17 protein-coding genes are annotated in these 13605 nt (G+C 31.0%); all 17 read right to left on the minus strand.

Going from position 1 to position 13605, the window contains the following annotated elements:
* Nucleotides 1-8 precede the first annotated feature (8 nt).
* Complete coding sequence (locus ACTG47_RS13225) at nucleotides 9-1034, minus strand: phage tail protein (protein WP_479924891.1); 1026 nt, start codon at nucleotides 1032-1034, stop codon at nucleotides 9-11.
* A gap of 11 nt (nucleotides 1035-1045) precedes the next feature.
* Nucleotides 1046-1663 carry a YmfQ family protein gene (locus ACTG47_RS13230; RefSeq protein WP_479917144.1) on the minus strand — a complete coding sequence of 206 codons (618 nt, stop codon included), beginning with the start codon at nucleotides 1661-1663 and terminating at the stop codon, nucleotides 1046-1048.
* Nucleotides 1656-2690: a baseplate J/gp47 family protein gene (locus ACTG47_RS13235; RefSeq protein WP_479924892.1), complete on the minus strand. Its 1035-nt coding sequence runs from the start codon at nucleotides 2688-2690 to the stop codon at nucleotides 1656-1658. Before ACTG47_RS13235 ends, ACTG47_RS13230 begins: the two co-directional genes overlap by 8 nt.
* A gap of 11 nt (nucleotides 2691-2701) precedes the next feature.
* Nucleotides 2702-3121, minus strand: a complete 420-nt coding sequence (locus ACTG47_RS13240) for a DUF2634 domain-containing protein (RefSeq protein WP_479917008.1) — start codon at nucleotides 3119-3121, stop codon at nucleotides 2702-2704.
* A 4-nt stretch (nucleotides 3122-3125) separates the two neighbouring features.
* Nucleotides 3126-3386 carry a DUF2577 domain-containing protein gene (locus tag ACTG47_RS13245; RefSeq protein ID WP_227832502.1) on the minus strand — a complete coding sequence of 87 codons (261 nt, stop codon included), beginning with the start codon at nucleotides 3384-3386 and terminating at the stop codon, nucleotides 3126-3128.
* 13 nt (nucleotides 3387-3399) lie between these two features.
* Complete coding sequence (locus ACTG47_RS13250; RefSeq protein WP_479924893.1) at nucleotides 3400-5370, minus strand: C40 family peptidase; 1971 nt, start codon at nucleotides 5368-5370, stop codon at nucleotides 3400-3402.
* Entirely contained in the window at nucleotides 5363-6058 is a 696-nt protein-coding gene (locus tag ACTG47_RS13255; RefSeq protein ID WP_479924894.1) for a LysM peptidoglycan-binding domain-containing protein, read from the minus strand. Before ACTG47_RS13255 ends, ACTG47_RS13250 begins: the two co-directional genes overlap by 8 nt.
* Before the next feature lie 11 nt (nucleotides 6059-6069).
* Nucleotides 6070-8358, minus strand: coding sequence for a tape measure protein (locus ACTG47_RS13260; protein ID WP_479924895.1), 2289 nt, complete (start codon nucleotides 8356-8358; stop codon nucleotides 6070-6072).
* A gap of 70 nt (nucleotides 8359-8428) precedes the next feature.
* Entirely contained in the window at nucleotides 8429-9307 is an 879-nt protein-coding gene (locus ACTG47_RS13265) for a hypothetical protein (RefSeq protein WP_479924896.1), read from the minus strand.
* Nucleotides 9308-9572: 265 nt separating this feature from the next.
* The gene (locus ACTG47_RS13270; protein ID WP_479924897.1) at nucleotides 9573-10013 is read right to left on the minus strand and encodes a phage tail assembly chaperone; all 441 of its coding nucleotides are present in this window, start codon (nucleotides 10011-10013) and stop codon (nucleotides 9573-9575) included.
* A gap of 69 nt (nucleotides 10014-10082) precedes the next feature.
* Complete coding sequence (locus ACTG47_RS13275; protein WP_065977991.1) at nucleotides 10083-10559, minus strand: phage tail tube protein; 477 nt, start codon at nucleotides 10557-10559, stop codon at nucleotides 10083-10085.
* A gap of 20 nt (nucleotides 10560-10579) precedes the next feature.
* Nucleotides 10580-11890, minus strand: a complete 1311-nt coding sequence (locus tag ACTG47_RS13280; RefSeq protein WP_479924898.1) for a phage tail sheath family protein — start codon at nucleotides 11888-11890, stop codon at nucleotides 10580-10582.
* Between the two features lies 1 nt (nucleotide 11891).
* Entirely contained in the window at nucleotides 11892-12077 is a 186-nt protein-coding gene (locus ACTG47_RS13285; protein WP_479924899.1) for a hypothetical protein, read from the minus strand.
* On the minus strand, nucleotides 12061-12498 hold the full coding sequence (locus ACTG47_RS13290; protein ID WP_479924900.1) for a phage tail terminator family protein: 438 nt from the start codon (nucleotides 12496-12498) through the stop codon (nucleotides 12061-12063). The genes ACTG47_RS13285 and ACTG47_RS13290 overlap by 17 nt, the downstream gene beginning before the upstream one ends.
* Nucleotides 12491-12916, minus strand: coding sequence for an HK97 gp10 family phage protein (locus ACTG47_RS13295; RefSeq protein WP_194655000.1), 426 nt, complete (start codon nucleotides 12914-12916; stop codon nucleotides 12491-12493). Before ACTG47_RS13295 ends, ACTG47_RS13290 begins: the two co-directional genes overlap by 8 nt.
* Nucleotides 12916-13260 (minus strand): hypothetical protein, encoded by a 345-nt coding sequence (locus ACTG47_RS13300; RefSeq protein ID WP_479924901.1) that lies wholly within the window; start codon nucleotides 13258-13260, stop codon nucleotides 12916-12918. The genes ACTG47_RS13295 and ACTG47_RS13300 overlap by 1 nt, the downstream gene beginning before the upstream one ends.
* Nucleotides 13260-13604: a phage head-tail connector protein gene (locus ACTG47_RS13305; protein ID WP_479924902.1), complete on the minus strand. Its 345-nt coding sequence runs from the start codon at nucleotides 13602-13604 to the stop codon at nucleotides 13260-13262. The genes ACTG47_RS13300 and ACTG47_RS13305 overlap by 1 nt, the downstream gene beginning before the upstream one ends.
* Nucleotide 13605 lies beyond the last annotated feature (1 nt).

Raw genomic sequence — 13605 nt, forward strand, 5'->3', positions numbered from 1 at the left:
TCTAATTTCTAACAATAAGTTATTAACTCATTCACGCTAGTTGCAATACTGGATAGCCCACCATTTACTTTTTCTTCTAAATTAACGAATCTATCTTCAATCTTTTTAGATGAATAAGTAGTCATTTCAGACACTCTATTATCATCAACGGTCGCATTAATAAAATGAGTCTCTGCGTTTCCATTTATAACATAAACATTTAACTCAACTTTTACTCCACTTCTAACCTCAATAGAATTATCGTCTATAATTGTGAAATCGGGAACTACATTATCTTTTGTAGTAGCATCTATAATATTTACAGTTATTCTCTGTGTTAACAAACTATGTGTTACAGTTGCTTTGAATCCATTTTCTGTATCATCCACCCAATCATCAATTGTGACTTTTTGAGTATATGCCACATTCGAGCCACCTGCGATTAATTGGTCAATCTTGATATTTTGTTTCTCATTTTCTGTGTCAATTCTAGTGTTTAACTCTGTCTTAGCAGTTTCTATGTTGCTTGTTAACTCTGTTTTAGTTGTATCTATTTTAGCATTAATAGTGTCTATTTTGACCTCTAAATCTTGCAAATCTTTTAATGTAGCAAAAATTATTGTAGGGTCAATTTTAAGCTCTATATTATTAACATTAGATACAACAAAAATAGTTTTTACCTTCATGTCAATAACTGCTCCATCTTCTAATCTAGGCTTGTATGCTGACCTATATTTTGATATAGCAAGTAAATTACCTTCTGTATCTAAATAACCTATCTCTCTAACTATAAAGCCTCCAGCATTTGCAGGTATAAGACTCTCTAAAATTAGACAATTTGCCAAGTCTTCATCAGTTTTAACATTTCCTACATTACCTTCCCAAACTACATTTTTGAGTACTGTTTGCTCTTCTGTTGGATTATATTCACTTCCTGCACCATCTCCAAGTTGAATCTTGACAAAATCAACTTTTCCTCCTACTAAACTTGCGTTTGCTATTTTAGCCTTACCTATGTTTGTTAATATCGTGTAATAGCTTTTATCTATAGCCAAACTACCACCTCCTAATAAATAGTTATTTCTTGGTATCCACAACCATTGCCACTGAGAATATTAATCTCTCCATAAGTCTCAATATCACTAGGTGACCAAGGGTATATTGTAATCTCATGCCCTGTAATAGTTGTCGCTCCAAAGTACAGACCATTATCTTTACTAACCAAAACTCTAGTATAATCTAAAGTTAGGTTACAAGGTTTGATACTACTTACAAATGAATGAACTTCCTCAAACCAGTCTTGATTCCTTGCATCACTTTCCAGGTGTATATTATAAGTAGAACTATTAATAGTTAACTCATAATTACCTTCTCCAACAATTGAATCTAACCAGTTCCTAAGAAATCTCTCTGAGTAGGGTAATTTGCTTATATATCTACTGAAAATCCTAAACTTTCTATCCTCTAAAGTTTCATTACTTTTTGGAACTATAGACATTATTTTTTCCCATCTTTTTATACCAGTTATGGTCAAATCTTCTAAGAACTGGTCATTTAAGACATCATCTAATTTATCATGTAGTATCTTTATTTCTTTGTTATCTGCATTAAATGCTTTTATATATTCTTCTTTGTCCTGTAAAATCTGTGGTAAGTAACTTATTAGATTTACCTCTTTATCCAAGTACCTCACCTCTTACTACTATTGAATCTTTATCAACACTAAAATTTGATGCAACATCATTTATCATAGTATTTGCAATGTCTAATACTCCATCTATACTAAGCAATCTAGTTTCAATTTGAGATATACGGACTATTAAGTTTTCTTCATCTTCCCAGCTCATGTTAAGTTCATTTAAGTAGTCGTCTATTGTTTCCTCTGCTATATTCTTTATATTCTCCCAAGTGTAGCCACTTTTATATGTTATCTCTGCTGATATGTTTATAGTTGTACTCACGACTCCTGTAACAGTAACTTTATGCCCTATAGGTGCTAGTCCGAGACCTTCTCCTTTTGGGTTTGGGTCAATTTCTTCTTGTACTAGATTAACTAAATCAGCAGATGGTACTTTAAAATTAGAGTTAATTATTACTAACTTAACAGTTCCTCCACCATTCCAGACAGGATAAACCTTAACTCCTCCGACATCTTGTATCTTATTAACTTCATCCTTATAGTTTTGTATATTACCACCAAAACTTTGTGAGTTTAAACTATCATAGTATCTTTGCCTCAAACTGTCCTCAGATTCTTCATCCTCTCCATTTATCAATATTTCTGTTAGTTCTGCTGTTTCTAATTTATCTATATATTCAATTGTAATCAACTGACCAAGTTCAAATACAGGTCCAGCAGTTTCACATTTCATTTTATATACTCCTTCACTAATTCTCTCTGTTGCAATATAATTGTATTCTCCTAGATTAAAACGTGAATCTAATGGAATGTCTATATTAAAGACTCCTTTTGCAATTGTATTAGTAGCTTCAAGTGGTGTAATTCCTCTTTCTTTACATCTTTTCTCTAAATAATAGTAACTGGCAGTATCAACAAATGTTTGGTCTAGTAATTCATCCATGGCAATGTAGGTCTCTGTAAGTTCTATAGCAACTGGTGCCAAGGCATTATATATTATAGAACCCTCTCGTTTGTCAAACGTGTCAGGTACACTATCTAACATTCTTTTAATTATATTTTCAAATGTCATAAGTTCAAACACTAAATACTCACCACCTTCTCTGCTTTGATATTTCCATATTTGGTATGGACAATAAATTTACACTGAACCTTTCCTTTTTGATTTTCAAACTCAAAATTATCTACATTTTCAATCCTATCATCCTGCATTAATGCTTCTGTTATCCTTCTTTCAAGTTCGGGTATTACATATGAGACAGGTTCTCCAATAAGGTCGTTCAACTCGACTCCATAATTCCAACTATATATTAGATGTTGGTATCTCTCTGTATTTAAAATTAAAAAGATGGTCTGTTTTAATGCTTCCACATCATCACAAATACCATCTACTTTATTTCTCTCTATATGAAGTTTAAAAGTCTTACTTGGTTCTTGCCTTACATTAAAATTTATAATTGATACATCTTCAATATCATAGTCAATAGTGTCTGTTGGTATCACTTCATCACATCCTATCTAAAATTAAATACTGTTGTCCTCCTTGCATACGAATTAGAACTAATTTATCTCCTATCTTTTTATCTGTATATCTTTTAAATGTATCTGTTTGTATTAAAAAAAATTCACCAATAGATAATTTTTGTTCTATTTTAATTTTTAAAGGACTTACACTTTCTATTGTTCCAAATACAATTTGCATTGGATTACTTGTTTCTACTGCATCCATTGCTGCCTTTTTAATTATTTGCAATAATTCTTGACTCATATTATCACCTCACTTAAAAGAATCTTCTAGCTCTTGCAAAATCATGATTCTTATTTTGTCTACCACTTAAACTACTTATTTTGACTACATCACCAGTCTTTGGCGAATGTATGAACTGGTCATTTCCTATACATAGTCCAACGTGATGTACCTTTCCTTTTCCTTGATTGTATGCAAAGAATACTAAATCCCCAGCTTTTACATCATTTATGTTGCATAATAGTTTTCCTCTACTATCTTTTGATTGGTCTGCTGAAACTCTAGGTAGATTTATTCCTGCACCTCTCTTAAATGCCCAAATCATAAGTCCACTACAATCAAAACTTTTAGGACCATTACCACCCCAAGCATATGGCTTGCCAAGTTGATTTTTTGCTTCTTGAATAACTTTACTTACTTTACTATTATTGTTTGTTGATGTATTATCAGTGCTATTATTTTGAACTTGATAAGTTGTATCTTTTAAATTCTTTTCTGCTTCTTCATCACTTCCAATTCCTGTACCACTTGAATTATTATAACTATTACCTGTTATTTGTTTATAAAATGAACTTACACATTTTACCCATTCTTTATCTGAACTTGAAGAATACTTATTTCTGATACTTTCTAATGTTTTTCTACCTTGATAGATATAGTTTCTTGATAAATTACTTATACCTCTTTTTATTCCTTCATCAGTACTTGAAAAACTTAAATACTTTCCATCTCTTCTCATTCCAAAGAAATTATTTTTAGTGTTTGCAATGTTTGAAGTACCCCTAGCTGATTCGTGCATTGATATTGCAGCCATTAAAGCTGGATTAACTTTATAAGCATTTGAGTATTTAACATAGTCATTCCCTGTATTTGATAATTTCCCTTTAAGTAGTTTATTAATTTTATTAGCCATTTCAGTATCTTCTTTGCTTGTAGTGCTTTGTGCAGTGCCATTTTGTTTCTCATTTTTATTATTACTATTTCCGCTTGAGTAGGAACTTGAAGAATAAGAAGCAAATTCATCTCCATCAACAAGTGTCAAGTCCATGAAGTGCGAATTATTTTCAAAAGTATGTTTAACTTTCTCAACTAGCATATAATTTTGTAACTCTATATCTCCCAAATCTAAAAAAACAGGTACTAAACAACCTGCTCTCACTCTAATATCTCCAATTGCATTTTTTAAACTTAGCGACTTAGTTTTCTTATTATATAGTTTTAAAAGTATATCACATTTTTGTTTTATTTCTGCTTCACTCATGTTTTTGTCTACAGTATCAAACATTTGAAGTATTCCCCAACTTCTCATATGTGTAGAATCTTGTGCAATATACACATCTCTTTTACCTGTCTCCTCGTTGTCTCTGACAAGTTTTATTTTTGTATAAGTATCACTATCTATTGATGAATTATAGTCAAAATCTTCTATTACATCATTATTCATAACAGTATCTAATTTCATTGATGCAACATTTTTTAATGTTATCCTTCCAAAATCATCATACAAAACATACATTTCTTTTTTCTCTCTTAGAGTATCATCTAGTGCAGTTAAAACCATATCAAAGAGTGTTTTATTTTCTTCAACTCTCGATATTTTATATTTTGTATCTTCTATGACATTGTATTTTAATTTAAAATCTTTAGCTAACATCTTTACAAGTTCACTTGCAGTATTGTTCTCAAGAACATAAGTATCTTTATTCTTAAAAAATCTCAACTGGTCATATGCAATAATTTTAATATGATTTTCCTTATCTCTTTTCTTCTGAAATATATATCCATAAAATACGCCTGTTCCTTTAAAATATAAACGAACTGAATTACCTTCACAAAACTGTAGTATATCATCCATTACTATAGTAAACTCTAACTTAGAAGGTGTTCCTCGTCTTTCAATTTCCCATGTGATTCCATCTAAAACTACGGGCTCATAGAAATCTTCTAAGTGTGCAATAACTAACCTTATATCTCTATCATTTGCTAATACTAATTCATTAGACAAGCCTCAACACCTGCCCTTTATAGATTGTATATTTACTTAAGTTTTTGCTCTTGTTAGCTTTATCCATCATTGATTTATTTAGTTCATATACTTTCTTATATAGTGAACCATTACCAAGTTGTTTTTGACAGATTGACCAAAGAGAATCACCACTTTTTACTGTGTACGTCTTAGAGTTTGGTGCATTGACTGAATCAATCCTTTTAGGTTCTATCTTTACGTTTGGTCTCCCAGTATCATTAGTAGTTTTAGGTGTCACAGGAACTAATTTTTTAGTTGAATAATCTCTATATTGTTTTAATTTAATAGAAACTTTCGTATCTGAGCCATTGTCGGCGTCTTCTAAGATTGTATATTCCTCAAGTGATACTTTCATATTAGTATTAAATAGGACCTTATTACCCATTTCCCTTGAAACAATAAATTGAAACGGCTTACAATCAGTTTTTAATAACTCTAGTTTACTTAAAAAGAATTGTACATCTTTAAATTGACCACGATAAAATGGTAGTTTATTATGTGTAAATTCTGCTTCAAAACTTATTTCAGATAATCCTTCTTTTTTTAATATGTTTACTTCTCCAGTATTTATTAGGTCTACTGTCTTATTTTTGTTTGTTACTTTGACCTCAAGCTTACCAGGTGTGATTGGCAATTGCACTCCATCTAAATAAAAATCATAAGCCACTACTACACCTCCTAAACTATTCCCTCAGCTGATACAACCATAGCATCATTCAGTTTTTCTGTTAGCACATTTACTATTCCATCTACATCTGTATCTTTACTTATGTTATTTGTGTTGTTCATGTCAATTTTAATATTTACTCCTGTATATCTATTGATGGTTTCTTGTTCTGCTATATCTCTAAGGTATTTAAGGTCTTCTTGACTTTTATCCATAGTCTTAGCCATCTTTGCAGTATTTCCCGCGGTATCCTTTGCTCCTTTTGCTGCATCACTGAGAGGTGAGTTTAATCCAGCTGAACCAATTCCATCACCAAGTCCGTATTTTTTATCCCATAAATCATCAAGCCCAAGTTTTTTCTTTGCATCCTCTGCCATTTTGCCAATATCGAATTTATCTTTTATATTAGTTTCTAGCTTATCTCCCCATTTATATCCTGCGTCCCAAGCTTTTCCGTAATTAAGCCTATCATAATGTAAAGATGAAGGGTCAATTCTTTCTACTTTTATCTTAGCTTCTCCTGCCACTTCGTCTGTCCATCCTTGTAACTTATCTGACCATCCACTCACTGCATTTGCTAGATTTGAACCAAATATGGTGTCTATTGCAGAAGCTATACTTTGTAAAATCCCTAAAACAGTATCTGCCATCCCTGAAAATAACCTTATGACAGAACCTAGTGGGTCGTTAAATACATTTGCTAAAAACTCTGCAAAAGTAGCAAATGTATTCCAAATTAAAGCAACTATATCTATAAGCATATTACCTACTGCAATAAATATATTACCTATAAAACTTGCCGCAACTGATATTGCTCCTGCTACTGCACCAACTGCACTTATACTTGTTCCTGCAAAATGGTTGAAAACTGCAATCCCAACGAACAAAGCTACTACTAAAGCGATTATACCTGCAACTATCCAAAAAATTGGACATGCTAACATGGCTTCATTTGCTATCCATTGTCCAGCTGCATATTTTATAAGATATGCATACCCCGTCAATGTTTGAGTATTCAAAAGCATCTGAGCAAACATTACAACGAATTTAGAAGCTGCGACCAATTTTTCCCACAACCACATTCCTGCTAGAGCTATAGAATAAATTGCAATAGCTGCAACAACTCCATAAATTATAGGTGCAATAATATTCCAGTTTTGTGCAAAAACATTAACAACATTTAATGCTTGTGTTATTATCCAACCTAGTGCTTCTGTTATCAAACTAACACCTACAATAATTATATTAGTAAAAGCTTGAAAAAACGGGCTTCCTAATATATTTACAATACCATTGAAAATATTAAAAAATACATTGCCTAAAACATATAATCCATTTATAAAATTATCTATAAAGGTTCGAAAACCTTGACTAGACATAGATTGTTCTATCTTTTTTTGTATAACACCAAAAATCATAATGCAATTATTTTTTATTGATGTCCAAATTTGATTAAATGTATAAGGCATCTTCTCAAACTCTGCATTGGTTTGTTCTGCTGCTGCAAGTAATGAGTTTTTTACAATGTCTGCTGTTAACATTCCTTCACTTGCCATGCTCCTTATTTTTCCTATATCCACGTCTAAATAATCGGCAATCGATTGAATAATGTTAGGTGCTGACTCAAATACTGCATTAAGTTCCTCACCTCTTAGAACACCACTTCCTAATCCTTGTGTTAGTTGTAGCAAGGCTGAATTTGTTTCTTCTGTCGTTGCTCCTGCAATTACGAATTTTTTATTTAATTGTTCAGCAAATGCTACTATCTCTTTTGTGCTGCTAAATGCTTTACCTGCATTCATTCCGACTCTAGTTACTATTTTAGAAGTATCTAAATAAGATGCCCTTGCTCTTTCTGCTGATTGAAATATCATTTTATTAAGTCCACTATCTGATTGTTGACCATCATTTATCATATTAAGTCTAGCATTTGTGCTAGTCATTTGGTCAGATAAATTAACAACACTCCCCAAAGTCCTTAAGCTCATGTACACTCCAACAAGTTTTTTAGCACTTCTAAGTAATTTATCTGTATTACTTGTTCCTTTGCTAATATCATCATTAAGTTTTCTTTGCTGCCCATCTGCTTCTCTTATTTGTCTTTCTAATCTATCAAACCCAGCCTCTGCACGTGCTAATTCTTCCCTAGCGGTTCTTATACTATTGGCATCTACTGCATTACTAGAAGTTCTTTGTAACTGCTCAAATGAGCTAATTACTATATTCATAGCATTAGTCATATGTCTGAATGCAGGTGTCATTCCATCGAATATTTTTATAGAAGTTTGTATTGTAGCCATATTTCAACCTCCTTCCTTATTATTTTAGATATAAGAAAGGAGTAATCAACTCGATTACTCCTTAAATCATTTATTTTATCATTTCTTCTCCATCAAATATAAAAGATTTTACATTTTTACTATCACTTGTAAAAGTTATTTGAAAATCACTTCTAAGCATTGCCCCTAGTGAATTTTGAGAGTCTACATAAGACTGAACTACTATTTTTTCTTTATCTTTAGAAAATGCCCATTCTGTTATATTTGGAAATTTAGCCGTGCTTGGTGACTTTAGAACTGCACTAACACCATTTTCACATTGTAATTGTAATTCTGTTTTTTCATCAATTGTAAGAGTATAATCACTCACTTTAGATACTACTTTGCTATCTTTGTAAAAGTCATTATTAGCCCATCTAACATTGTAAACAGAACTATCCTTGTTTATATATAGTATTATATTTTTAGAGCCACTAAATTCAATTCTATAACCTTTTTCCCCATCAAAATGTGCATTATCCAATCCATCATCATGTTTTATACTATCAAAATCTTCTATTCCACATTCTTTAAGTATATTAGCTATATTTTTAATTTTCTTTGGCTCTGTATCTATAACTTTAGAAATTTTTTGTTCATCTTCAGACATTTTAATCTCATCAGTTTTTTCTTCTTTCGCTTTTTTAATTTGACCTTCATTTTCATTAGCTACTGGTTCAGCATTTTGAAGTTCTCCTTTGAATAAACTGCTATATATCTCTATATCTGCTATTATAACGACTATAAAAAAATATGCTACAAATAATCCTCCTACAATCTTTAATATCTTCTTCTTTTTAAATCCTCCTATTAATAAGTTTATACTTGCCTCTCCTAAAAAAATGGCTATTGTAACTGGAAATAAAATAAAAGCTAGTATTCCAAAGAATATTTTCTTGCCTTTACTAAAAGATTTAAATTTACTCCACATAATATAATATCCCCCTAAATTATATTCTTTAGCAATATTATACTATATCAGTAAAATTTTTACATTATAGATTATCTTCTTCGCCCTCTCTTTTTCTCTCTTTCAGCTTCTTTCATTGCTTCTTCTTCATCTTCTATTTTAACAAGTATTGAGGCGGCTGCTAATGCTCTCTCATTAACTTCTAAATTCAAGTATTCACTAGGTTTCCACTTTAATTTTTGAATACAATAATGAGTAATACTAGCATCAAAATCGCCACCTCTGATTAGTTTTTTGCTTCTTCTACTTTATCTTCAAAAGTTGTATCAAATCCATTAACCTCATTCACTTTTACAGTGTAATTTACATATTCTCCTGCCGTAAGCATTGTTTTTAATAGCTGAGCTTCTCCCATTACTCCATAGGAATTTTGTAACTCAACGTCTTTCAAATCGGGAAATACAGTAGATGCCACACATAATTCAGCTACATAACTGTTGTAGTCAATTTCACTTGTATATTGTCCTGTATGTTTCCCATTATTGCCAATCACTTTCACTCTTTTGGTACAATTTCTTCTTAATACTTCATCTTCCTCAGAAGATAAAACTCTTAATTCCCATTCGACTGGTTTTCCTTCTTCATCTAAAAATCTGTCACTTGCCACATACATTACATTCTCATTTTTTATTGCATTTTGACTTAAAAAAGCACTTAAATTACTCATTTCTTAATTCTCCTTTTTATTTTAATTTTTACATAAAAAACACACATCTATAATTTATAAATGTGTATTCTATATCATACCTAATAAAATTTTAAATTCTTCTGGCATATCCCAATCATCAAAAGTAAAATCTATATCCTCATCTAAATATTCACTATCTGCATCAAATTTAGCTAATGTGACCTCATCTATATTACAATCTTTTAATATAATAGTTTGTCTTCCTATGCTTGAAGTAGGGTCTTCATTAGTAATTTGCATATCAAAATATATATCTTCTCCAGTCTCCTTATATCTAAGCATAAGTTTTCTAAAGATAGAAGTATTATAATGAACAGTTGCACTTCCTGTGCCTTCCCATCCAGTAGTTTTGTTTCCTTTTCCTGTTTGCCCTAAAATTGGTATCTTACTTTTATTCTTCTTAAATTTAGCCTCTACCTTGATGCACTGCATAAGAAGGTATCTTTTACCTTCAATGGTAACATAGCATTCTGCCAAAGATGCACTTATTGCATCTTTCGACTTCATAGTAATATTTTTAGCCATTCTAATATTCTCCTTCCTAATTAACTAACAGAAACAGTCATATAAAGCTTACTCATAGCATTTATAACCTTAACTGCATCACTTACTATAACTGTTTTCTTATCATTTCCAAGCTCCACACTAACATCATCAGTTTTAAAATCTTCTATTGCCCTTATATTCTCTAATTCCTTGTGATGTTTTACTACATCATTCCAAAAACTTATTCTTCCTGCCTTATCGTTAGGCACTTTACCAAGATATTTATCATTAAATAAAATCGCTATATCATTAGCAATTTGGTCAAGTACTCTAACACTTTGATTACTTGAAAAATCGTCATTCTTATCATCTGTAAAGCTGACAAAAGTATTTATATCCTCTAGCACATGAACTTCATCACCAACTTTATGAAATATAAATTTACCACTCTTTAATGCTTCTTCTAACTGTATCTGAGTATAATTAACATCAATATCAAACTCACCATCATACTTTTTATTTGTATTAGATTTATTTATATCGCATCCTGCTATAGCTCCAGTAGCCCAGTAAATTAAACTCGACTCTAATAATCCAACATCTTTTATTTTATTTTCTACAGATACTACACCTTCATAATCACTATCATTTTTCTTATATAATACAGTCTGAAACTTTGCTCCAACTCTATCACGCATTCTCTTAGTAAATTCTACAAACAAACTTTTAATCTCTGTTGTTGTAGCCAAACATCCTAGTGCATTAAATGAGTAGCTTTCTATTTTATCTAAGAAAGCTTGATATTCTGTCCCTGTAATCGTTTCTCCATTAGTACCACCAGTAAATACAAGTCCTGCACTTGCTTCTAGTGTTGCATCCTTCTTCCAAGTGATATAGTCATTGTCAATTAAATCTGTAATGACTTTTGCTATTTGTGTATCTACTTTCTTATTATCCAAAAGTGTTACAACATCAAATTTAGTGTTATCATCTATATTTGTTGTAACTATTACTTTTAAGTCATTACCTCTTATACCACTGCATCTAGCTATAGCAACACTACAACTAGCTTTAACTCCTTTGTTTAGTTTATAAAAGTATCCTAGTCGTATGTTTTTAAATAAGTCTCTCAGACCTTTTAACTTCTCATGAGTGTAATCATATCCAAAGAACTTTGTTGAATACTTTTCAAAATCATCACTAGTTACTTGAAATACTTCTTCATCAATACCCCAATCAAATTCAAGTGGCATTGAGACAATACCTCTATCAGATAATGTACTTGTTGCCCTTGCAGCACTTACAAAGTTTATATAGGCACCAGGCAGTACCTTATTTTGTGTTATAAATGTTCCTCCACCTAAAGCCATATTAACTCACTCCTTTCATAAAATTATTTATTCTATCCTCTACTTCTAAGAAAGAATATAACTCATTTTCTTTTAAAATTGCATTTAATAAGTCTTTTCTGTTTACATATTTTTTAGAATTAACTATCTGTTCCTTAGTGAACTTGTAGCTATCTTCTTTACTTAATGTTTTACTCAAGTTTATCACCTCTCTTTAATCCACCAAACAATTCAACATCACTCATCTTATCTGTATTATTACTTTTTATAGTGAAATAGTTATAATCAACAAAGAAGTGTAGCACATTATCTATAATTTCAAAGTTCATATTTGTACCTCTTGCTAAATCTCCATCAATTTCTATATACTCTAATTCCTCCAACAACATTTCAGCTACTTCATTTATTTCAAAACTCTTATCTTTTGAACGTGGAAAATAATGTACATCAAATGAATTTTTCTTCAACTCTCTGCCATTTGGATATGGCACTTTGCTTGGATTTAGAGGGCAAATAAAAAAACAAGGTTCATTTATCCCTTGTTCTACATCCTCACTGTAAATTGTATAACTTTCTCCAAATGTTTTGTCTAATTTTACTGATATTCCATCTATAATATTATTAAGCATCAAACACTCCTTTCAACAAGATTAATAACTTTTTCTCTATAATCTTATCAACTTGACTTTGTAGTTCCATCTCTGAAATAGTTAAGAAATGTTGTCCTTTAACCCATCCCTTGCCATCTTTAGTTCTATGCCCGAAATTTACATAACTTGCATATTCAGTTGGATTAACGACTTCTATAATATAATTATTACCTTGTTTGTAAACAGGAAGCGACCTAGCGTAAGCTACTCCACTCCAACCCTCTCTCAAAAATCCTGTATCAACCGGTGTTCTTCTAATTACTTTACCTAAGAGTCTTGCTGCTAATTCTCTTGCTGCATCCTTACAAAACTTATCTAAATCAATCTTTGTAAATTTCTCCATCCTTTTACAAGCTCTTTTAAACTCTCTAAAATCAACACTGCCCCATCTAGCCATTAAGCTTTATCCTTAAGTAATTCTAATATTAATTCTTGATGATTAGGGTATATAGCAGATTCTCCACTTCTTACATACTCTTTATCATTTATAATAAGTTTTGAACCTGCTTTAATTTTTATATCTGGAGATATAAAGAGTTTAATAGTTTGCTCTAGCTTAGCTACTTTTCCATCTGTAGCTGATGCAATATTTTTATATGAAAGCTTACATGGTTGATTTTCTAATACAACTACTTCTTTGTTGTTAGTTCTTTTACTTACAGGGTCTTTAATTGGTTGATATTCTACTATAGTACATTTATCTCTATATAACATTTCTATTGCTTTCTTTGATTTATTCATTATTTCCACCTAATTTTTCTGTATCTGTTCAATTGTGCTTTATAATCTTTGAGTAAAGATTCTTTAAATTCACTAGCTGAACTTCTATATGAAACAGATGTATCGCCCTCACTTATAGAAGAAATAGAGCCTAATGCAATATCTTCGCTTCCTAGACTCTCATTTTTATACATATCTATAGCCATTCTTAAAACTGTATTATTCAACTCTTTAGGAATGATAGATATATTACAATGATTTTTGACCATTTCCTCTACATCTTCTAATACAAACTCTAATATAATATCTTTTGAATCATCTTCCCTGCTAAACCCTAAAAGCTTTTTTAGTCTTTCAATTTCCATA

Source organism: Clostridioides sp. LIBA-6622 (assembly GCF_056716095.1).